The sequence below is a fragment of the Butyricimonas sp. BSD2780061689_150309_C8 genome (assembly GCF_015560935.1).
Lineage (GTDB): Bacteria > Bacteroidota > Bacteroidia > Bacteroidales > Marinifilaceae > Butyricimonas > Butyricimonas paravirosa.
Genome location: NZ_JADMSV010000003.1, coordinates 160,839 through 181,164, shown reverse-complemented (window position 1 = coordinate 181,164; position 20,326 = coordinate 160,839). Strand labels below are relative to the sequence as shown.

The window sequence follows — 20,326 nt, the reverse complement described above, 5'->3', positions numbered from 1 at the left end:
CGGGAAGAGTCACCAGCTCCTCCTCTGTTTATAGAGGAGGTGGCACGAAGTGACGGAGGAGTTTTTTGAGGATAAAATGACTTTTGACACACCCTCCTATTTTTTTAGGTCTTAACCCGAACTTTTGTATATAGCCTCCGTATATACCCTCAGAATTGAAACAGAAAAGGAGATGATGAGGAATTATACTTTTGTCGTGGCATTGTTGGCGTTGTTTTTCACGGGATGTGAGGAGGCAATGATAAAAATAGGGAAGGATTTTTTGTCCCACAAGACCAACGAGTTTGATATTACGATCGCCTATCCGGTGTTTACCTCTCAAAAAGCCGAGGTGGAACAAGGATGTAAGGCCGTGAACGGGGAGATTTCCCGGTTGATTGACAGCTTGCAAAATGATTTAAAGGCACAATTGAACGAGTACCTGCAAAAGGCACGGGAGATGAAGGAAGAGCCGATGATCCCGTTTGAATTGGATGTTAAGGATAGCGTGTTCATGGCGGATCGTCATTATATCAGTGTTCGTCTTGCGGTTTACACGTTGACAGGAGGGGCTAACGGGCTGACGGAGTACTATGCGGTCAATTACAGCTTGAAGGACAAGAAGTTTTTGCGTCCGGAGAGTATCCTGAATTATGACAAGAGTGCTGAGATTGACAAGCAGATTCAACGGAATTTCAAGAATCCGGAGAACTGTTTCTCGGAAATTCCCACGTTGGTAAATGTAACCACGGTAAATTTTTCGGGAGGTGATATTTGCTTTACTTATAACCCGCTGGTTTTAGGGGCCCATTATTGTGGAGCGGCGGAAATATCCGTACCCCGTATGTTATTGAAAGGTGATTTATTGTTGAAATAGATAGGGAGAATTGTAGGGAAGACGAGGGCGATCCGAAAGGATCGCTCTTTTTTTGCATTGATATTTTTGAAAAAAGTCATATCTTGCAGGCTTGAATTGATGGAGTGATATGTTATTGTACCAATTTAATAAGGGAGATGAGCGAGCATTTAAAAAGCTGTTTGACAGTTTCTTTAAGTCGTCATGTGCTTTTGTTAAACGTTATATTTCGGATCATGGAGCGGTGGAAGATGTAGTGCAGGAGACATTTATAAATCTTTGGGAGAAGCGGGGAATTTATTCGGATATGGTGTATTTTAAAGCTTATCTTTACAAATCATTGTACAATAACGCTCTTTTTTATTTGCGGCAGCATAAGGTAAGTGAAGACGTGGACCCCGGGATTGAAGATGATACGGAGTCGGCATTGAATGCAATTATAGAAGAAGAGGTTCATCGTGAAATCATAGCGGCAATTGATAAATTACCTCCAGAACGAAGGCGAGTTGTGGAATTGAGTATGGTGGGTTACTCGCAAGAAGAAATTGCTGAAAAATTAAATATTTCTGTAAACACGGTTAAAACACAAAAAAGGAAGGCCTACGCTTTTTTGCGAGAAGAATTACAACATTTGTTTGTTCTGTTCTTAATGCTATTGAATCTTTGATATTGTTGATTTATAGTGCTTTGTTGTTGGATGATGGTGAAAATTGAAAAATAATTGATTTTCGAGTCACCCCTAAGTTTGTTTTTTGCATATTAGAGATGTGAAAGGTAATAAACAGATGGAAAAATATAGAAAGTCAATAGAATTAGCGGAGAGAATTACCCGGTATTTGAAAGGAGATCTTTCGGATACGGAGATGTTGGAGTTGGAAAAGAGTTTGGAGGAATCTTCGGACGGGACTCAACTTTTGACAAAAATTAGTGATCAAAAGAATATAGCAGATAAACAGGCTATTTATGAATCATTTGATGCGAATAAAAGTTGGGATAAAATTCGAAAAGTAACCGGAAGAAAGGTACACGGGAAAATTTACCACGTGTTCTGGTATGCTGCGATATTGATGTTACCTTTGATGGTTGCTGCTTCTGTTTGGTATATTGGTCGTGTGGAGGAGTTAGAACGTCCGCAATATATCGTGGATGCTTATTTCGAAAGTCATAAAACAATATTGGAATTGCCAGGAGGACTGTTTGTGGATTTGGATACGGTTAGAAATATAGCAAAAGAATTAAATGAATTCGGGGTAACTTTGGAGGAAGGGCAAGGATTGAATTATTCCGGAATAGATAGTATCATTGATGATAAAATTGAGTATCATCGGATAATTGTTCCGAGAGGTGGAGAATATAATTTGAAATTGGCGGATGGGACTGACGTCTGGATGTTTGCAGATTCGGAGATTCGTTTCCCAACACGTTTTAAAGGAAATAAGCGTGAGGTATACTTGTCGGGGGAGGCTTATTTTGAAGTGCATCATGATCCCTCTCGTCCATTCTACGTGAAAACGACATCGCTTGATGTAAAGGTGTTGGGGACAAGTTTTAACGTGAAAGCTTATGATGATATGGATGTGGTGGAAACCTCCTTAGTCGAAGGGGTGGTTAGTGTGAAAGATAATGTACTACGTCCGAATATGCAGGCTGTTTTTCATAAGAATACGGGAGACTTCTCCTACCGGGAAATTAATGGAGATAATTATCGTTTGCGAAAGGAACGGGTTTTTGTTTTTGAAAACGAACGTTTGGATGATATTTTACAGGAAATGGCTCGTTGGTATGATTTCGATATTTTCTATCAGAATCCTGATATTGCAGATAAACAGTTTGGTCTCAAATTGGAAAAATATGAACATGTGGATTCTTTGTTAAGAATACTAGAATTGACAGGTGAAGTGAAATTTTCCATTAAGGGAAGAATATTAACTGTAATGAGTGGAAGTTAATATTATGCGTGTGTAAAATAAAAAACGGGTAGAGGAAATTTTGTGGTGATTATTTCCTGCAACCCATTTGCTTAAATTAAAATCAATTTAATTCTTCAAAGTTATGAAAAAAAACTTTTGGTCGTGGCTCCTGCACGATAAAAAAAGGGGAAAAAATACTATGTGCATGAAATTATGCTTGTGTCTGATCCTTGTTTTAGGTGGAGGTGTATTCAGTAATACGTTTGCACAGGGGGAGAAGTTGACATTGAAGCGGGAAAATGCTTCGATGTTGGATATTATTCTTGCCGTGGAGAAGCAAAGCGGTATGACGTTCGTATATAGTATGGATGCGGTGAATAAAATCGGGAAAATCACGATTGACGTGAAAGATGTGTCGATTGACAGTGTGATGAGTGTTTGCTTGCAGAAGACCGAGTATACTTATTCTTTGGAGAAAAATGTAGTCGTGATTAAAAAGAGACCAGCTAACGAGATTGCCCAGTCAATAGCGGAACAAAAAAAGAGAATCATATCTGGAACGGTCGTTGATAAACAGAAAATGACCTTGCCGGGAGTTTCTGTCTACATAAAGGGAACGACTATCGGAGTTGTGACGGATGTTAGTGGTTCTTACAAGTTGGAAGTGCCTGTTTCGACGAAAGTATTGGTATTTTCGTTCGTCGGGATGAAGACAAAAGAAGTTTCCTTAGACAAAGAGAATGTGGTTAATGTGGTTATGGAGGAAGAGGTTTCCGATTTGGATGAGGTGACTGTTGTAGCTTATGGCGAGCGTAAAAAACGAGAATTAATCAGTTCTGTTTCTTCCGTGAAAGCTGAGGATTTGGACGAGTTACCTTCTGCCAGTCTTGAGACTTTATTACAGGGGCATATGGCAGGGGTTGAGGTGAATAATATTTCCGGTTCTCCTGGTGGTGGTGGTTCTCAGGTTGCTATTCGTGGTTATAACTCGTTGATGAACGGGATGACGGATAATTCTCCTTTGTACGTGATTGATGGTGTTCCGGTAAATTCATTTACCTCTCCGGTAACAGGTACGAATACATTGGCCGAAATTGACCCGTCTACGATTGAATCGGTGGAAGTGTTGAAGGATGCTGCTTCTGCCGCTTTGTACGGTTCCCGTGCTAGTAATGGAGTTATTTTGATTACAACAAAAAAAGGACGTGCCGGTCGAGGAAAGTTTACGGCTAACGTGTCTCAATCTTGGTCTATCCTTCCGAAAACACCTTATCAGGTAATCGGGCATGGAGAGCGATTGGCTCATATTCAAGCGTTGCGAGCAAGACGGGTTGGTTATCAAGATCGGGCGACTTACGGATATATCCTGCCTGATTCTTACGAGAGTGTATACGGAACCGGTGGCGTGTATGATTATTTTTGGAATAATGGTAAAAAGATCAGTGATTCGTTTATTGATGGAGATCGTATCTTGCATGATAGTTTAAATCCATTTTATAATAATGCAACGAACTGGTGGAAACATAGTTTCCGGACAGGTAAAATTCTGAATGCGAATTTGCAGGCATCTGGAGGTACCGAGAATTTCCAATATATGGTTGGATTGGGATGGTATGATGAGAGTGGAATTATGTTGGGTAGTGATTTTTCTCGTGTGAACATGATTAGTAACCTAAAAATTATTCCTAGAGAGAAACTGACATTGGATGCTCGTCTTTATTTGGCTTACACGGATAGAAGTAAGGGTGCTGCCAATACCTCTTTTAGTCAAGCAACAGCTTTCGAAGGATTGACAGTTGACCCGAAAGTAAATTCTTCCCTTCTTCCTGGTAGTGGTTCTGTGTTGGATGAGGTATTGAAACGTTTGAACGAGACTTCAGAAAAGAATTATACCTATCGTGTCCGTGCGAATATGGGATTAACTTATAATATCCTTACCGGATTGGATTTCTCGACAACTTTAGGAATCGACTTCTCTCAATCTAAGAAAAATGCGTTTGAACCGAGTTATTTGAATCAAGATAATCTGAGTAAGTCAACCGGAGAAACGGGGAGTTCCACGATGTTCACGAACGAGAATCTTCTTCGCTATAATAAATCTTTTAATGAGATACATAATATAGATGTTTTATTGGGATTGGCCTATACGCGGGAGTCTTCTGATGCTTTGAGTGGTTCGGGTAAAGGGGCTCCAAGTGATGACTTGTATTACGTGACAGCTGATTTTCAAGATATTATAGATATAAACGGAACTGCCACCGCGATGAAAGATTATAAGTCAGATTTCGAGGAATCTATTATGTTGAGTTACTTTGGACGTTTGGCATATAACTATAACAAGAAATATTTGACTGAATTTACGATTCGTCGTGATGGTTCTTCGGTATTCGGAGAGAATGTGCGTTGGGCGACATTTCCTTCTGTCGCTGTTGGATGGGCTTTCTCGGAAGAATCTTTTATGGATAGATTTTGGTGGTTGAGTTACGGAAAGATACGGGCTTCTTGGGGTAAACAAGGAAAAGCTTTTCGTGATCCTTATTTAGCTCAGGGAACATTGAAGGCAAGTAATAGTTTTATGGGTGTGATGGGAGTTGTGCCGACAACCATGTTAGCCAGTGATCTGACATGGGAGGAATCTGATCAATATGATATCGGTTTGGACGTGGATTTGTTTGATTACCGGATAAAATTGAAATTGGACTATTATTATAAATATTCTTCTTCTTTGTTACAGTTAGTTGAATTACCCGGAAATGTTTATTACCACACGCAGGCTTTACAAAACGTTCTAGAGATCTCTAACGAGGGGTTGGAATTAGAAGCTCTTGCTGATATTTTCCGAGATGGTCCGTTTACTTGGCGTGCTCGATTTAATATTTCCAGAAACTGGAGTCGTTTTGAAAAATCTAACACGGGGATGGATTTGGGTACGGTTGTTATCGGACGTCCGGTGTATGGTGTATACGCTTATAATGACTTAGGAATTATCGAGAGTGAAGAGGATATTCCGGTTTTTGTAGACCGATGGGGAAATAAGAATCCCTTGTCAAGTGGATCACCAACCCAACCTTTTGTACCGGGATTGAGAATGATCGAAGACGTGGATGGGAACGGAAGGATCAATGAGGACGATATGGTGTACGTGGATTCGGCTCTTCCCATTGCTCATGGTGGTATTGCGAGTGAACTTACGTGGAAAGGATTTGATTTGAATGTGATGTTCACGTATAGTATCGGGCGTCATATTATGAATGCGTACGCAACACCACTTAGTTACACTTCCTTGAGATATAAGGATAAACCTTTGTTTACGAATGTGGCAGATGCGACGTTTTGGACAAAATCGGGAGATAAGGCTGACTATCCCGCTCTTATGGGATCATACGGGTACGTGGGCCAGTTCGATGGGTGTTATGCTTCAAACATTGAGAATGTTCATCATCTGCGCTTGAAACAATTGACGTTAGGTTATAATGTACCTAAAGAGTGGCTGAAAAGGGTGAATATAGAAGGGATTAGATTGTTCCTGACGGGAGAGAACTTGTTTTTGTTGACGAACTATTCCGGTTTGGATCCTGAAACAGTAAATCCGGCGAGGGGAGGAATTGATGATTTCTCAAATTATCCTTTGGCACGTAAATTCACGTTAGGTTTAACTTTAAACTTTTAATCATGAAGAAGATATGCGTACTTGTTATAATGGCTTGGGGAATGTTTTTTTCCTCGTGTGATAGTGTGTTAGATGTTACTCCGGAGAATGAAATCACTTTTACGAATTTCTTTAAAAGTGAAGAAGATTTGAATGCTATAAATGCTCAGATGCATAGTTTTATGAAAACATTGGGTGCGGCAGAGAATATGCATGTAAAAATGGGATTAATTTATGATTACACGTCTTCTGCTACCAATAATGATGTAAAAAAATTGTTACCGACGGCTGTGGTTAATGGGGTCGGAACCAATTGGAATATACATTATAACGTGATTCATTTTGCCAATTTAATTCTGGATAATATTCATCGAGTAGGGGATTTGACTGAGGATCGGAAGAATTTCTATTTGGGGCAAGCCTATTTTGCTAAAGGATATATGTACTATTGTTTAGCTCGTGATTGGGGAAATGCCGTGATTACGAAGGATAGTGAATCACAAGCAATGCTGGGGAATAGTACGGCAGAAGAAGTTTTGGCGGAGGCAATTCGTAATGGGAAATTGGCTGAGGGAATTTTGGGGAAATACGAAAATCTGATCGATTTAAGTGGAAAGCCTTTAGCAACAAAGCAATATGGGAGTAAAGGGGCTGCCACTGCTTTGCTTGCACATGCCTATGCGTGGAAAGGTTCTATGATAGATTTATATGGTTGGAATGATGATGCGAAGGAGGCTTATGAAGAGTCTATTCATTGGGCTACCGAGTTGATTGAAGGGCGGGCTGGAGCATATAGTTTGGAGACTTCTGTGGAAAGTTTGTGTGTTAATACTTTGAGTGGGTATGGAAGTGAAAATATTTTTTCTTTGGCATTTGACGAGTACGCTTCTGCTTATCCGATGACAACATCGTTGGCTCGTTTTTTTACCACTTGGCCGGTAAACACGACAGCGACCCCCGCGGCGGTAAAAACTCGTTCTTACTGTGTGAAAGCTTCCCGTATCCAAGAAATGTACGAAGAAAAGGATGAACGTCGTAATAGCTTTTTCTATAAATTGGATTCGATGGCAGGAGTGAATACGGCTACTACTGGCGGATATGCTTACGTGTATAAATGGAGAGAAGGTTATTATAAAACAACCGTTACGGGATCCGTGAATATGATTAGTGTAAAAGCGGATTATGTGATGTGGCGTTTGGCCGACATTTATTTGTTACGTGCAGAATGTTACGCTAAACTGGATGATTCTCGTGCTAAAGATGATTTAAATGTGATCCGTCGTCGGGCTAAAGCAACGGAATATCCGGCTGCAGGGGAAAGCGATATTCGTATGGCGATTTTCCGTGAGCGTGAAAAAGAGTTACTCTATGAGGGACATCGTTACTATGATGTCGTACGTAATAATTACTTGATAGAGTTAGATCCGGTATATGCAGAGCTAACGAAACAAGATATTCAAGATGGAGTACTGTACCTACCGATTCATACGAAAGCTTTTACAATGAATGATATTCTGAGACAAAATCAGTATTGGTTTAAATTTGAAAATTAATGATATATGAAAAAGATACTATTGGCAATTAGTATAGTGTTAACTATTGTATCCTGTACAACGGATTACAATATGAATAATACGGGATTAGCTAACGGGAAATTTGACGGGACAATGTATGATTATTTTCATTCGGATTCTTATAATTGGGATTCATTAATTATCATGATTGACCGGGCTGGATTACAGGATTTGTTTAACGGGGAAGTGGAAGGATACGAGGAGATTACCTTTTGGGGACCGACGAATAATTCCATTCGTCGGTGGATGCTGGAAGGGGGAACGGGAGTTCCGAAACGTCTGAAAGATTTAAGTCCGGAAGAGTGTCGTAAATATGTGATGACTCATGTGGTAAAAGGTAAAACGATGTTGAACGATATCCCTCGCGGTACGATTAACATGGGGAGTGTTTCTGGAGGCATGACAATGTACGGAGAAGATAACAAGAATGAAATGTGGGTGTACACGGAACAATTACCTTATAATGGAGTAATTGATGTGGGAGCCGTAATCATCAAAATTCGTTCGATGAGAACTTTGGTGGATATTGACATTGCTTCTTGTAACATTGAGCCTACAACCGGGGTAGTACATTCTCTGCACCCGAATTATACTTTAGGAGAGCTTTAATCGTTGTAATATGTGAATTTTACCAAGATGAAACAGATATATTTACTTTTATTCGGAGTGTTGTTTTTTGTTGGATGTCACGATACTAAAATCGGGTATTTAAAGACAGAAAATGCGAGTTACGGAATTGATTCATTGATAATTCGTAAAGAATTAGATATGACAAATGTTGATGATAAAAATCGGGTTGAAAAGGAGATCCCGTGGTTGACGGATAATATACAAGGCGTTTTGGGTACGGCTCCTATACGCTATAAATTGTCGGGCGTGAAAGCTCCTTCCGTAGAGGCTGAAACTATTTTCTTGAAAGAGTTTAAAGTGCGTGGGGGTGGAAGAATGGAATTGCCTCTTTACACGGAACTACCTGTTGGTAGATATGTAGTGTCACTTTATTTATCTAATGAAGATTATAGTGCGGTGTTAACAGATGTTTATACATTTATTGTGAAAGAAAAATAATGAAAACGTTATATTTTAGTATCGTTTGTTTCTTCCTATTGGGAGGGAACGTGTCCGGACAAGGGATTCGTTTTTTTGAAGGCTCTTTGGATCAGGCTTTGGAAGTTGCTAAGAAAGAAGGTAAACTCGTGTTTGTTGATTTCTATGCGGACTGGTGTGGACCATGTAAACAATTAGCAAAAGAAGTATTTTCGAAAGATGAGGTCGGCGTGTACTATAATGAAAAATTCATTAGTGTTAAAGTGAATACGGAAGACGCTACCAATAAAACTTATGTTCGAAAATACAAAGTAAGTTCATTGCCAACATTGGTATTTATGCAAGCTGATGGAAAATTAATTTCCTCTGTTTCAGGTACAATGGGAGTGGACGATTTTATTGTAGCCGGTAGAGTTGCTGCGGGTGAAGAGATGAGTTTTGAAGCGTTGTATAGTAAATATAAATCTAATTCAAAAGATTTGAATTTATTACAACAGTTGTTGGAGAGAGCCCCGGGATTTGTCGGGATACAGGAGAAAGCCGTGGATAAGCAAAAGTGGATCACTAGGGTGGAGGATTTGTACAAGAAGTATATTGATAAGAAGCCTATAGAAGAAATGGTCAATAAGGATGACTTTAGAATTATTCGTACTTTTCACAAAATAGACGGGCAGGAAGATCCTTTTTTGGAAAAGATGATCGATCATCTGGCAGAATATAAGGAGAAAGTAGGCAATGCTCCGGCTGGTTATTTGTTGGAATACAATAATAAAATAATGTCACGTTTGGCTCGGGCGGGGAAAATGGAATATAAAAAATACTTGGATCGCGTGAATGGTGATCTGAAGTTGGCTTATGATTTGATGCCTGAGCGTGCTGTAAGTCCTTACGATCGAATCAGATATATGTATGAGGGAGAATATTTGATTTATTATAAGAAAGATGTTAAAGCCTATATGGATCTACAAGAGGAATATATTCATGCATTAGGAAAAGAAGCTAATGACGTGGATTATGGTAGTGCCGTACAGACTTTGTATGAAGCTACTGGAGGTAAGATTTCGAATGAATGGCATGAGAAGGCTTCCCAATGGATTGTTGAAGCGTTGAAGACTCCTAATGTTCCGTTGATGAATAAACTAAATTTGATAGTCTTGCTTGGAGATGCTTTGCGGGAGTTAGGGAAATATGATGAGGCGAAAAAGTGTTATAATCAAGCTTTTATGGAGTCTATGCAATTGGAACATCAAATGACTCAAAGGGGTATTCAGATGTCTTTGAAGAGAAAATTGGCGAAGTTGGATTTGTTGAAAAAATAATAAATAGTTCGTACAAGGTCGTGTTTAAATTTTATACATTTGTATAATACACACAAAAAACAAAACACACAATGAAAAGTACACTAATTATGGCTGTTTTTATGGCATTCGTTTTTATAGGATGCCAGCCGAAGGTTCAGGATTTAAACGTGAAGAATGAAAAGGTTACGGCGAATTCTGAGAATTGGGACATTACGGTAAATCGTTCTATGTTCTCGTCTGCTGATGCGAACGTGAATAAAAGTTGCGAGGTATTGAACAAGAAGATTGAGAAGTTCGTGAATGATTTGCAGGATAGCTTGAAGACTGATGCGAATGAATTTTTCCAAGCATGGCAGGGATCGGGAGAAGAACGTCCTGCATGGATATACGAGTTGCAGGTGGGGGATAGCGTGTTTATTGCAAACGACCAATACGTGAGTGTGCGCTTGATTGTTTACACTTTCACGGGCGGTGCGCATGGAATAACGAATTTCTATACCTTCAATTATGACGTGCAGAATCAGAAATTCTTGACGAATCAGGAGATTCTGAATTATACTAACGAGACTCAGATTAATACCCAGTTGAAAGCGAATTTCAAGAATCCAGAAGGTTGTTTCACGACAGATCCCACGTTGAAAGATGTGACGGCCGTTAACTTTAACAAAACCTCGGTTTGTTTCACTTATGGGCAATATGTTCTGGGGGCTTATGCTTGTGGGGTGGCTGAAGTTGCTGTTCCTCGGACGGCATTGAAAAACGATTTGTTGATTAAATAAAGTGATATTGCTTTATAAAAATTGGCCGGAAAGCTTTCCGGCCAATTTTGTTTTGTTCATTTTAGTAAGGCAGCACTTTCAACCAGCCGGATAAATTCTTTTCGATACCCTTCCGGATCATAGCTTGTGGCTTGTTTGGCGAGGTCGATAACGTTATCGAATGTTAAGTTGTTCTTATAATCCGAATTTTGTAATAACATCCCGAATCCGGCAACAGCTGCAGAGAAACGGAAATTCTCGGAACTCTTTTTTATAGGTGTATCTTTGTCGATAACGGCTACTTCCATTTTAGAACTTTTATGCGAGTTCGGTTGTTTATAGCGAAGCTTCACGGTTAATAATTCCGGACTATCCGTTAGGGTTTGCTTTTCATCTTTTCCTGTTTTCTGGTATTTCAGCGGGTCAATGGTGGGAGCAAAATTACTTTTAACCCCGACCGGGATGATTTCGTACAAGGCAGTAACGCTATGTCCGGCTCCCATTTCTCCGGCATCTTTCGTGTCATCGTTGAAGTCTTTCGCTTCCAGCAGGCGACTTTCGTAACCGATCAGACGATAAGCTTGAACTTTAGCCGGATTGAATTCCACTTGAATCTTCACGTCTTTGGCAACCGTGAAAAGAGTTCCTCCGAATTCGTTTACTAATACTTTTTTCGCTTCCGTCAGGTTGTCAATATAAGCGTGATTCCCGTTTCCTTTTTCTGCGAGAACCTGCATTCGGTTGTCTTTATAATTTCCCATTCCGAAACCTAAAACTGTCAGGTATATACCGGTAGCCCGTTTTGTTTCAATCATCTTTTCTAGTTCTTTGGGTGAAGAAATGCCGATGTTAAAATCTCCGTCTGTGGCTAGGATAATGCGGTTATTTCCCCCTTTAATGAAATTGTTTTCGGCAACCCGGTAGGCTCTTTGGATTCCATCTCCACCGGCAGTACCGCCACTGGCATATAATCCATCGATGGCAGCCAGAATTTTGGCTTTATTACTTCCCGGGGTAGAGGTAAGTACTTCTTTTGTTTGGTTTGCGTAAGTAACAATCGCTACTCGATCTTGTGGACGAAGTTGTTTCACGAGTAATTTCAAAGATGATTTCAACAGCGGGAGTTTGTTGGAGAAATCCATGGAACCGGATACGTCAATCAAGAATACAAGATTCGAGGCCGGAAGGTTTTCCGTGGCAATTTCTTTTGCCTTGATCCCGATATGTACCAGTTTGTGCTGCGTGTTCCATGGGGCGTAGGAAACCTCGGTGGTGATACTTACCGGGTCATTTCCTCGTGGGGCGGGGTAATCATAAGCGAAATAATTCAGGAACTCTTCCGTGCGTATGGCATCGACTGGAGGAAGTGTTCCTTGATTAATAAAACGTCGTACATTAGAATAAGCTGCGTTGTCCACATCGATCGAGAACGTGGAAAGAGGTTCATCCAATGACAACAGGAAGCGATTGGTGGCGAATTCGTTATACTCTTCCGTGTTTTGCTCGGAAGCTAACGTTACGGGCATCCCGGAACGGAGTTTAAGCACGGCTCTTGCGTGATGTGTGGTTTCGTATCCGGTAACAATGCATTCGCCTACCATTGCCGTTTCGTCGTCTGTATTCAGGTAAACGTTTAATGTCTTCTCTTTTACTGGAATATATAGAACTTCTAGCCCGATAAAACTGAATCGTAAGGTATCTCCTACATTCGCCTGTATCGTGTAATCCCCTTGCGAATTGGTGACTACGCCTATATTCGTGTTTTTAATGAGAATGGTTACCCCGGGTAATGCCGAACTGTCTGCGGCAAGCATCACCTTACCACTCACTTGAATCTTTTGGGCTGAAACGACATTGGATAATCCAATGAATATAACTAATCCCCATGCTAATTTCTTTAGAAAGCTATTTGTTTTCATAAGCTGTTATTTTTTAATTAATTTTATCCTAAGATGACAGACGAAAAGAAATTCCATAAATCTTTAGAGAGAATTTTTTTAATTCTTATATTTGTAAAAATCAATGTATAAATAGTGAAGCGGGGTCAAGAAAATATAACGGATGAGGAACTGCTGAAACGATATTGTGAAAGCGGTGACTTGGCGTATTTCGTGGAGGCTTATAAAAGATACATGCCCTTGGTATACGGGGTAGCCTTAAAGTATCTGAAGCGACCGGAAGATGCGCAGGATGCCGTTATGCAACTATTCGAAGAATTGATTGTGAAGGTAAAAGAGACGGAAATACAATCCTTCAAAGCTTGGCTATATACTTGTATTCGCAATAACTGCTTGATGGAAATCCGGAAACGGAGTAAAAATTTGTCCGTTTCTTTAGACGATTCTTTTATGGAATTTTGCGATGATTTTCATCTTACTGTTGTAAACGAGAGGGAGAATCGAGAGAAATCGTTGCGGGAATGTATCGAGGGATTACCTGAAAGACAACGTGTCAGCGTGAAATATTTCTTCCTGAATGAACTTTCGTACAAGGAAGTGGAAGAACGCACGGGTTTTTCTTCGAAAATGGTAAAGAGTTTTATCCAGAATGGGAAACGGAACTTGAAATTGTGTTTGGAACGTAAAGGAATAACATCAAATGAAACGGATTGACGACATAAAAGAATACCTGCATGGCAACCGGAAAGGTAAGGCTGCTAACCGTATGGAGCGGGAGGCTTTGTCCGATCCGTTCTTGTTCGAGGCATTGGAGGGGTTGACTTCGACTCCCGGTGATCCTCTTGATGGTCTGATTCGTCTGGAGCGCCAGTTGAACGAGCGCTCCCGTTCATCTCGTAAACAAAAACGGACATGGATGTATATTGCAGCCTCGTTTGCTATTTTGCTAGCTTGCGGGACATGGTGGTTTACCCGGCAAGAGAAAACTTTTGATGTACCCGTGATGGCAGTTGCTCAATTATCTGATTCGGTGAAAACCAAAGAGAGAGCGATACTGACACTTGAAAGTGGAAGCACGATAGATTTATTTGATAAAACGGATTCTTTGACAGTGCCTCCGGGCGATAAAAAACAGTTGTTACGCTCGGATAACAGGGCGGTAAGAAAAGAGGATTCTGTACGGGAGATGGTGATGGAGGAACTTGCTGATCAGGAAATTTCTTTGGCAAGTGTTCAGATGGAAGATACTTCCCGACTGGTAACCCGGAAAATGAAAGTAAATGATAATCACGTGTCGGGTATAATAACGGATGGAAAGGGTAATCCTTTAGCGGGAGTGACTGTACTCCTTTCCGGCTCGACGATGGGGGTAGTCACGGATGCCAATGGCCACTTTAGTTTGGATCTTCCTACACCAGAGGGGTTACTTACCTTTTCTTTTGTCGGGATGAAATCTCAGCATATTTTGGTTAAGGCGGGAGACAAATTGCAAGTGAAGATGGAAGAAGATGCAGAAGAAATGAATGAGGTTGTTGTTACCGGTTATGGTGTTGCAAAAAAGAAAGAGGTGGAAATGTCCAATATAAAGATAAGGGGAGTTTCTGCTATAACCAGTCTACAAAATGTTGCACTTGATACGTTGGTATCTAAAGATGATATTCTCCATTTCAATCAATATATGGAAAAAGCTTTACGCTATCCGAAAGCAGACTTGGATTCGAATAAAATGGGGTCTGTAATACTTTCGTTCGAGTTAAACAAGAAGAAAGTCCCCAGCCGAATCCGCATAGAGGATGGTTTCTCGAAGGAGAGCAATAAAGAGGTTATTCGATTGTTGGCCGAGGGGCCTAAATGGGAGAACACGCCATCCGGTAAGCGAATACAAGCCAGTATTCATTTCACGATTGGACAGAATGGCGAATCCCATAAAGCCATCTTAGTGGTGTTACCTTCCGAGAGGAAACCTTAGAATAGAAGATGAACGTCTTCCTCTATCTTGCGAATGGCGGGATAAGCCCCGAAATGTAAATTCTTTTTCAATTGATCGTCAATACTGTTCCGGTAGCCGAAAAGGTTGACATGAGGCGGTTGTTGTGAACCGGAATACGAATCTTTTGCGATCCTCAGTACCTTTTTACAAACTTCCCGGTTTAGCATATAAACCATATCATAAATATTATGCCCCCGGATAAAGAGATACGTGGTGTCCGGGGTTAGCCCCATCTTTTGATATTTTTCTTCCAGAATGGAAAGGTTCGCTTTGGGGTAATTCTTCCGGAGTTGGGCAAGTTTTTGTTCGATCCGTCCTTTCAATTTGTTTAACTCGTGGCGTCCGTTCTGGCGGATGTCCGGTCGACGTTGCCATTGAAACGAAATCAGTTCGTTGAAATCGGCGATCGAGAATCGTTTGGGATCTGCCACTAGGAAATATAGATGCCACAGGAATAATTTGTACACGATATTCGAATACTCTTTCAGAAATTGGTGAAAATCGAACACGTTGTTAGGTAGGGTTGTGATCCGGTAGCATAACTCGTTCAAACCCTTGTCATAGCAATGATGGTTCTCGAAAGAGTAGGTATAGGTCTGGAAAATGTAATGTTTGACGTCAATCCCTTGTTCTTGCAACAAATAGCGGTAGTCACTGTCTATGCAGATAAAAAACTTCGGGTTCAAGTATTTGACATATTTCAGGCATTGCGTCACGCCTCTGGTTTCATGACCCCGTTCGTTCCGGGAACCTGCGATAAAATGAAACCGGTCATTCGGGCGGAAATGTTTGAAAATATTGCTCCAGAAAACAATATCGTCTTTATCTTCCACGTGAATAGCTGCCCTACAACGCAAGAGCTGTGCGTCCATCATAAAACGTTTGGCTGCATGATAATAATATTTTTCTTTAGATACGGGAGGAGAAAACATAACAATTGAAAATTGAGAATTGAAAATGTAAAAAGACCATCAATCTACGATTAAAAGAGCTGGATTGGAATCTAAAATCATAAATTTAAAATTGATCAGGTTAGTGAATCAATAGGTCTTCGATGAATACCAACTTGTCCCCCCAGCCATCACCGAACAGGCTCGGGGAGTGGGTAGAGGTAATGATTTGGCAATGCGGGTTCAGTTTTTGAATTTCTTCAAAAAGGCGGTACTGCCACTCGATATGTAACGAGATTTCCGGTTCATCCATAAGCAGGATGTAGGGTTGTTCGTCCATCAGGAACACGCGGAGCAGAATAATTAGTAATTGTTTCTCTCCCGACGATAGCTTGTAAAGATGGATAATTTCATTGCCATCTCGGAAGACCAGTTGATTCGTCATCGGGTCAATCTCGATGGTCTTCCCTGTTCCGGCAAACAGGTGGTTCACCGTGTCGTAAAATTTGCGAATCCTGCAGTTGATCTTTTCTGCCTGATCCGGGAAATTCGTGGCCCGAAGGCGGTAATCAGAAAACGAATTGTTATTCTCGCCTACGCTGTACACGATTTCCTTTAACTCGCTGAGCAGGGGACTGTCTTCTTTACCCATTTTTCGACGATCACGGATAGGTACGTCAAATGTACTTATCTTTAAATAGTTCACCCCGGCTAACTTTTGTCTTATAGATGCTAGGGTACTATCTTTCCGGAAACTGATCAAGATGTCATCAATAGTGACCTCTGCCTCGATGTTGTACAATTTCAAGCGTTTAATATCCGCCGAAAGTAAGGCGTCAATAATATTGAAGAACGTGGTTTTCCCGCTACCGTTAATACCTGTCAGGATATTCACGTCGGGATTGAGATTTTCCCACCGGAAATTATATTTTCCCCATATATTGCGGATCTCTATTTTCTGAATCTTGTTCGCTTTCATACTGCTGCTACTTGATAAAGTTTATCCAAATCGTTATCAACAAAGGTAATAAAATTTATACTTTTGTGTCGATTTTACGAATCATTTCATGGATTAATATAAAAGAGTATGCAAGGACTTTATGCGATATTATTACTGATTGTTTCGAACGTGTTCATGACTTTTGCCTGGTACGGCCATCTGAAATTGCAGGAAATGAAATGGATAGATAACTGGCCTCTCTTCGGGGTAATCCTATTTTCGTGGAGTATTGCTTTGTTTGAATATTGTGCCCAAGTTCCGGCTAACCGTTTGGGATTCATTGGGAACGGGGGACCTTTTTCCTTGATGCAATTAAAAGTGGTTCAGGAAGTAATCACACTGACTATTTTCATTATCTTCTCCATGCTTTTCTTCAAAGGCGTGACTTTCCAATGGAATCACTTGGCTGCTTGTGTTTGTTTGGTACTGGCAGTTTACTTTGTATTCATGAAATAGTAAATTTGTAAAAATAATCTTTTGGGATATTGGGAATACACGGCGTGTTCCCTGTATCTCCCGTGGCTGAAAATATTGTCAGAAATAAATAGTAAGGTTAGGCGGGAAACGATAAAAAATGTCGGTGATTTATGTAACTTGCGGTAACTGCTTAACGTTATTTATTAAAAAAAAGTTGGTGTTATGTTTTCAGTGGAATTCCGCTATCGAGCGAGAAAGATTTATAAGTCTGTAAAACAGATTGTTGAACTGGTGAGTAATGTGCTATTATTCCTAGCCTCTTTTCTCGCGCTTGTTCTAGTCATTTATCGTTTCGGCTTTGATATGCCGGCTGATTATTCTCATGAGATATACTACACCTATCGAGCGATAGTTCGTCTTTTCGTAGTTCTTGGCTTGTTACGGTTCCTGTTTAATTTCAAGTTGCTGCGGGCGGAAAAAGGATTTTGGATAGAAGTGTTGGTGTTACTTTTCCTGTTTGCCTTGACCTTGTTCTCCAAACATTTTGACCGACCGGATTTCGAGGCAACCAATCCCTTCCTTTTCAAAGTCGAACGGATTCTGACGTATGGTGTCGTCTTGCTATTGAGTATCATACAACTCTCGAAACAGATATTTGTTGTTTTGCGAAGTCGGGTAAAAGCGGAAGTTCTTTTTGCCGCGAGTTTTTTATTTATTATCTTATTCGGGGCTGTCTTATTAGGTTTGCCTAATGCCACGTACGAGGGAATCAGTTTCACAGACGCTTTGTTTACCTCGACAAGTGCCGTGTGTGTGACCGGGTTGACGGTCGTTGACACCGGTACCACTTTCACGTTGACCGGGCAGGTCGTGCTGCTCATGCTGATTCAGGTCGGGGGAATTGGGGTGATGACCTTTACCAGCTTTTTTGCCATGTCATTTTTGAGTGGGACCTCCTTTCACGATCAGTTCATGATGAAAAACCTGTTGAACGAGGCATCTTTGAGCGATATTTTCCGGACGGTCGTGTATATCATTCTGACCACGTTTATCATCGAGGGAATTGGTGTTTACCTCGTCTACATGCAAGTGCAGGATGTTGCAGGAATTGACAATAAACTCTTTTTCGCCTTGTTTCATGGTATTTCGGCTTTCTGTAATGCCGGATTCTCCACGTTGCCGGGCAATCTCTATGATCCTTTGATCAGGCATTTGTATGGTTTGCAAGTCATTTTGGCTTTTTTGATTATATTTGGTGGTATTGGATTCCCGATTTTGTTCAATTACGGGCGACTCCTGCATTATGGTATTCGGAATAAGATCAAATGTCTGTTGGGTATGAATTACAAGGTGATCCACGAACCTCGTATCGTGAGTACGACAACGCGAATCGTGTTACCGACCACTTTAATCCTGCTTGTTGTGGGTACAGCCTTGTTCTGGATATTTGAAAATCATAACGTGTTGGACGGAATGTCATTCACGGGAAAATTTGCCACTTCGTTTATGGGAGCTGTAACCCCTCGTACGGCAGGTTTTAACAACGTGGATATGTCCATGTTGCACGTTCCGACAATCTTCCTCACGATTGTCTTGATGTGGATCGGTGCGGCTCCGATGTCCACGGGGGGTGGTATCAAGGTGACAACCTTCGTGATTGCTTTAAAAAATATATGGGCGAATCTCGTGGGGAACGATCGGGTTGTTATTGCGCATCGTCAACTCACCCGGGAGAACGTGAACCGGGCGCATTCCATCATCATGCTCTCCATCCTGTGGATCATCCTGGCAGTTTTTGTCATCGTGATACTGGAACCGAAGGCAACGTTGACTCAAGCCGTTTTCGAGGTCGTTTCAGCCTTGGGGACAGTGGGGTTGACTTTGGATTTGACGCCCCATTTATGTGTGGCAAGTAAAATGATCGTTGCCCTCACCATGTTTGTCGGACGTGTAGGCTTAATCACCCTTTTGGCTTGTTTCATCCGTCATCAGGAAGTGAAACTTTACACGTACCCGGATGAAACTGTAATCGTTTAATCAATTGAAAATCGAAAACTAGGCTCCGTCTCACATTTTCAATTTTCAATTCTCAATTTTCAATTCTCAATTTTCAATTATTATGAAGTGTATCGTATTTGGATTAGGTAATTTTGGGCTTGCATTATCGCAACGTCTGACTAAACGGGGAAACGAGGTGTTGGGAGTGGATTCCGACATCAGTAAGATTAATTTATACAAGGATTCCATCACGAATACCGTGGCATTGGATGTGAAAAATGAACAGGCATTACAAACATTGCCTTTGACCGAAGTGGACGTGGTGTTTGTGGTGTTCGGGAAAGATTTCGGAACCTCTCTGTTCGTGATTGCACTATTGAAACAGTTTGGCGTGAAACGTATCGTGGCACGGGCTATTTCGCCAGTACACAAGGTGATTCTGAAGTCTATGGGAATCACGGAGACCATCAATCCGGAATGGGAGTATGCCGATTTCTTCGCGACCAAAGTGGAGTTGGGGACAACCATAGATTCCTATGTTGTTGATGACGATCATTTGATTATCGAGTGGGAAATTCCACCCCGTTTTATCGGGCGAAAATTAGGTGATGCGAAATTCGAGGAAGAATTCGGGTTAAAATTGATAGCCTTAAAACGCTATGATGCCAAAATCGATAAATCATTGGTGATGAATAACCCGTCCGATGATACCGTTTTTATCGAAAAGGACGTGTTTGTACTTTTCGGTCACCCGAAGAGCTTCCGAAAACTTGGAATCCAGATTGCTTGACCCAGGTGAGCCATAGCCAAGAGACAATTTGTGAAATAAATCTATTTTCGAATTGTCTCTTGTCGGGATGGATCCGAGCGTTATGACTCCACGATCCATTTCTCGATATTCCTTGTTTTCGAACTGAAGTTCACGCCAATTTTAAATATCTTGCGCTTGTCTGATTGGAATGGTTGAGCGTAATGCTTGTCGTGGATTTGTTGCAAGGCCTCTTCGGCACTGCCATTCAGTTTAAATTCCATGATGTAAATGTAATCGTTGGTTTTCAA

At 40.9% G+C, this 20,326-nt stretch carries 18 protein-coding genes; 14 read left to right on the top strand and 4 right to left on the bottom strand.

From position 1 onward, the window contains the following. The first annotated feature begins 172 nt into the window (after positions 1–172). From I2I33_RS05175 to I2I33_RS05135, 9 genes are all read left to right on the top strand, one after another. The gene (locus tag I2I33_RS05175; protein WP_087419560.1) at positions 173–856 is read left to right on the top strand and encodes a DUF4163 domain-containing protein; all 684 of its coding nucleotides are present in this window, start codon (positions 173–175) and stop codon (positions 854–856) included. 109 nt (positions 857–965) lie between these two features. After that, on the top strand, positions 966–1,502 hold the full coding sequence (locus tag I2I33_RS05170) for an RNA polymerase sigma factor (protein ID WP_087419561.1): 537 nt from the start codon (positions 966–968) through the stop codon (positions 1,500–1,502). A 118-nt stretch (positions 1,503–1,620) separates the two neighbouring features. Further along, a complete protein-coding gene (locus I2I33_RS05165; RefSeq protein WP_140402539.1) occupies positions 1,621–2,784 on the top strand; it encodes a FecR family protein in 1,164 nt (387 codons plus the stop codon). A 166-nt stretch (positions 2,785–2,950) separates the two neighbouring features. Further along, positions 2,951–6,415 (top strand): SusC/RagA family TonB-linked outer membrane protein, encoded by a 3,465-nt coding sequence (locus I2I33_RS05160; RefSeq protein ID WP_229128198.1) that lies wholly within the window; start codon positions 2,951–2,953, stop codon positions 6,413–6,415. Between the two features lie 2 nt (positions 6,416–6,417). Then, positions 6,418–7,947, top strand: coding sequence for a RagB/SusD family nutrient uptake outer membrane protein (locus I2I33_RS05155; RefSeq protein WP_087419564.1), 1,530 nt, complete (start codon positions 6,418–6,420; stop codon positions 7,945–7,947). A gap of 6 nt (positions 7,948–7,953) precedes the next feature. Beyond that, the gene (locus I2I33_RS05150; RefSeq protein ID WP_087419565.1) at positions 7,954–8,577 is read left to right on the top strand and encodes a fasciclin domain-containing protein; all 624 of its coding nucleotides are present in this window, start codon (positions 7,954–7,956) and stop codon (positions 8,575–8,577) included. 27 nt (positions 8,578–8,604) lie between these two features. Further along, positions 8,605–9,036, top strand: a complete 432-nt coding sequence (locus I2I33_RS05145) for a hypothetical protein (protein WP_087419566.1) — start codon at positions 8,605–8,607, stop codon at positions 9,034–9,036. Continuing rightward, entirely contained in the window at positions 9,036–10,334 is a 1,299-nt protein-coding gene (locus tag I2I33_RS05140) for a thioredoxin family protein (protein ID WP_087419567.1), read from the top strand. Before I2I33_RS05145 ends, I2I33_RS05140 begins: the two co-directional genes overlap by 1 nt. A 71-nt stretch (positions 10,335–10,405) precedes the next feature. Further along, positions 10,406–11,095, top strand: coding sequence for a DUF4163 domain-containing protein (locus tag I2I33_RS05135; RefSeq protein WP_087419568.1), 690 nt, complete (start codon positions 10,406–10,408; stop codon positions 11,093–11,095). Positions 11,096–11,151: 56 nt separating this feature from the next. Here the strand turns inward: I2I33_RS05135 and I2I33_RS05130 are convergent, their stop codons facing one another. Then, complete coding sequence (locus tag I2I33_RS05130; RefSeq protein ID WP_087419569.1) at positions 11,152–12,993, bottom strand: YfbK domain-containing protein; 1,842 nt, start codon at positions 12,991–12,993, stop codon at positions 11,152–11,154. Positions 12,994–13,107: 114 nt separating this feature from the next. On the opposite strand from I2I33_RS05130, the gene I2I33_RS05125 reads away from it, so the two are divergent. Together I2I33_RS05125 and I2I33_RS05120 are read left to right on the top strand one after the other, a co-directional pair. After that, complete coding sequence (locus I2I33_RS05125) at positions 13,108–13,686, top strand: RNA polymerase sigma factor (protein ID WP_229782389.1); 579 nt, start codon at positions 13,108–13,110, stop codon at positions 13,684–13,686. Then, positions 13,673–14,941 (top strand): carboxypeptidase-like regulatory domain-containing protein, encoded by a 1,269-nt coding sequence (locus I2I33_RS05120; protein WP_087419570.1) that lies wholly within the window; start codon positions 13,673–13,675, stop codon positions 14,939–14,941. Before I2I33_RS05125 ends, I2I33_RS05120 begins: the two co-directional genes overlap by 14 nt. On the opposite strand, the gene I2I33_RS05115 is transcribed toward I2I33_RS05120, so the two are convergent. Together I2I33_RS05115 and I2I33_RS05110 are read right to left on the bottom strand one after the other, a co-directional pair. Beyond that, positions 14,938–15,894 carry a DUF4435 domain-containing protein gene (locus I2I33_RS05115; protein WP_183312879.1) on the bottom strand — a complete coding sequence of 319 codons (957 nt, stop codon included), beginning with the start codon at positions 15,892–15,894 and terminating at the stop codon, positions 14,938–14,940. The genes I2I33_RS05120 and I2I33_RS05115 overlap by 4 nt on opposite strands. Positions 15,895–15,994: 100 nt before the next feature. Continuing rightward, positions 15,995–16,831, bottom strand: a complete 837-nt coding sequence (locus tag I2I33_RS05110) for an AAA family ATPase (RefSeq protein WP_087419571.1) — start codon at positions 16,829–16,831, stop codon at positions 15,995–15,997. A gap of 108 nt (positions 16,832–16,939) precedes the next feature. Here I2I33_RS05110 and I2I33_RS05105 point away from each other — a divergent pair, with 108 nt between their 5' ends. The 3 genes from I2I33_RS05105 (at position 16,940) to I2I33_RS05095 (ending at position 20,057) form a co-directional block, all read left to right on the top strand. After that, positions 16,940–17,308, top strand: a complete 369-nt coding sequence (locus I2I33_RS05105) for a DMT family protein (protein WP_027200508.1) — start codon at positions 16,940–16,942, stop codon at positions 17,306–17,308. Positions 17,309–17,491: 183 nt separating this feature from the next. Beyond that, entirely contained in the window at positions 17,492–19,306 is a 1,815-nt protein-coding gene (locus tag I2I33_RS05100; RefSeq protein WP_087419572.1) for a TrkH family potassium uptake protein, read from the top strand. 82 nt (positions 19,307–19,388) lie between these two features. Further along, a complete protein-coding gene (locus I2I33_RS05095; protein WP_087419573.1) occupies positions 19,389–20,057 on the top strand; it encodes a potassium channel family protein in 669 nt (222 codons plus the stop codon). Between the two features lie 80 nt (positions 20,058–20,137). On the opposite strand, the gene I2I33_RS05090 is transcribed toward I2I33_RS05095, so the two are convergent. After that, positions 20,138–20,326 (bottom strand): PD-(D/E)XK nuclease domain-containing protein (locus I2I33_RS05090; protein WP_195666746.1); only part of this gene is annotated, 189 nt, incomplete at its 5' end.

Coding starts and splice junctions, on each gene's coding strand:
- I2I33_RS05175 (WP_087419560.1), top strand. CDS start 173: ATGATGAGGAATTATACTTTTGTCGTGGCATTGTTGGCGTTGTTTTTC.
- I2I33_RS05170 (WP_087419561.1), top strand. CDS start 966: ATGTTATTGTACCAATTTAATAAGGGAGATGAGCGAGCATTTAAAAAG.
- I2I33_RS05165 (WP_140402539.1), top strand. CDS start 1,621: ATGGAAAAATATAGAAAGTCAATAGAATTAGCGGAGAGAATTACCCGG.
- I2I33_RS05160 (WP_229128198.1), top strand. CDS start 2,951: ATGAAATTATGCTTGTGTCTGATCCTTGTTTTAGGTGGAGGTGTATTC.
- I2I33_RS05155 (WP_087419564.1), top strand. CDS start 6,418: ATGAAGAAGATATGCGTACTTGTTATAATGGCTTGGGGAATGTTTTTT.
- I2I33_RS05150 (WP_087419565.1), top strand. CDS start 7,954: ATGAAAAAGATACTATTGGCAATTAGTATAGTGTTAACTATTGTATCC.
- I2I33_RS05145 (WP_087419566.1), top strand. CDS start 8,605: ATGAAACAGATATATTTACTTTTATTCGGAGTGTTGTTTTTTGTTGGA.
- I2I33_RS05140 (WP_087419567.1), top strand. CDS start 9,036: ATGAAAACGTTATATTTTAGTATCGTTTGTTTCTTCCTATTGGGAGGG.
- I2I33_RS05135 (WP_087419568.1), top strand. CDS start 10,406: ATGAAAAGTACACTAATTATGGCTGTTTTTATGGCATTCGTTTTTATA.
- I2I33_RS05130 (WP_087419569.1), bottom strand. CDS start 12,993: ATGAAAACAAATAGCTTTCTAAAGAAATTAGCATGGGGATTAGTTATA.
- I2I33_RS05120 (WP_087419570.1), top strand. CDS start 13,673: ATGAAACGGATTGACGACATAAAAGAATACCTGCATGGCAACCGGAAA.
- I2I33_RS05115 (WP_183312879.1), bottom strand. CDS start 15,894: ATGTTTTCTCCTCCCGTATCTAAAGAAAAATATTATTATCATGCAGCC.
- I2I33_RS05110 (WP_087419571.1), bottom strand. CDS start 16,831: ATGAAAGCGAACAAGATTCAGAAAATAGAGATCCGCAATATATGGGGA.
- I2I33_RS05105 (WP_027200508.1), top strand. CDS start 16,940: ATGCAAGGACTTTATGCGATATTATTACTGATTGTTTCGAACGTGTTC.
- I2I33_RS05100 (WP_087419572.1), top strand. CDS start 17,492: ATGTTTTCAGTGGAATTCCGCTATCGAGCGAGAAAGATTTATAAGTCT.
- I2I33_RS05095 (WP_087419573.1), top strand. CDS start 19,389: ATGAAGTGTATCGTATTTGGATTAGGTAATTTTGGGCTTGCATTATCG.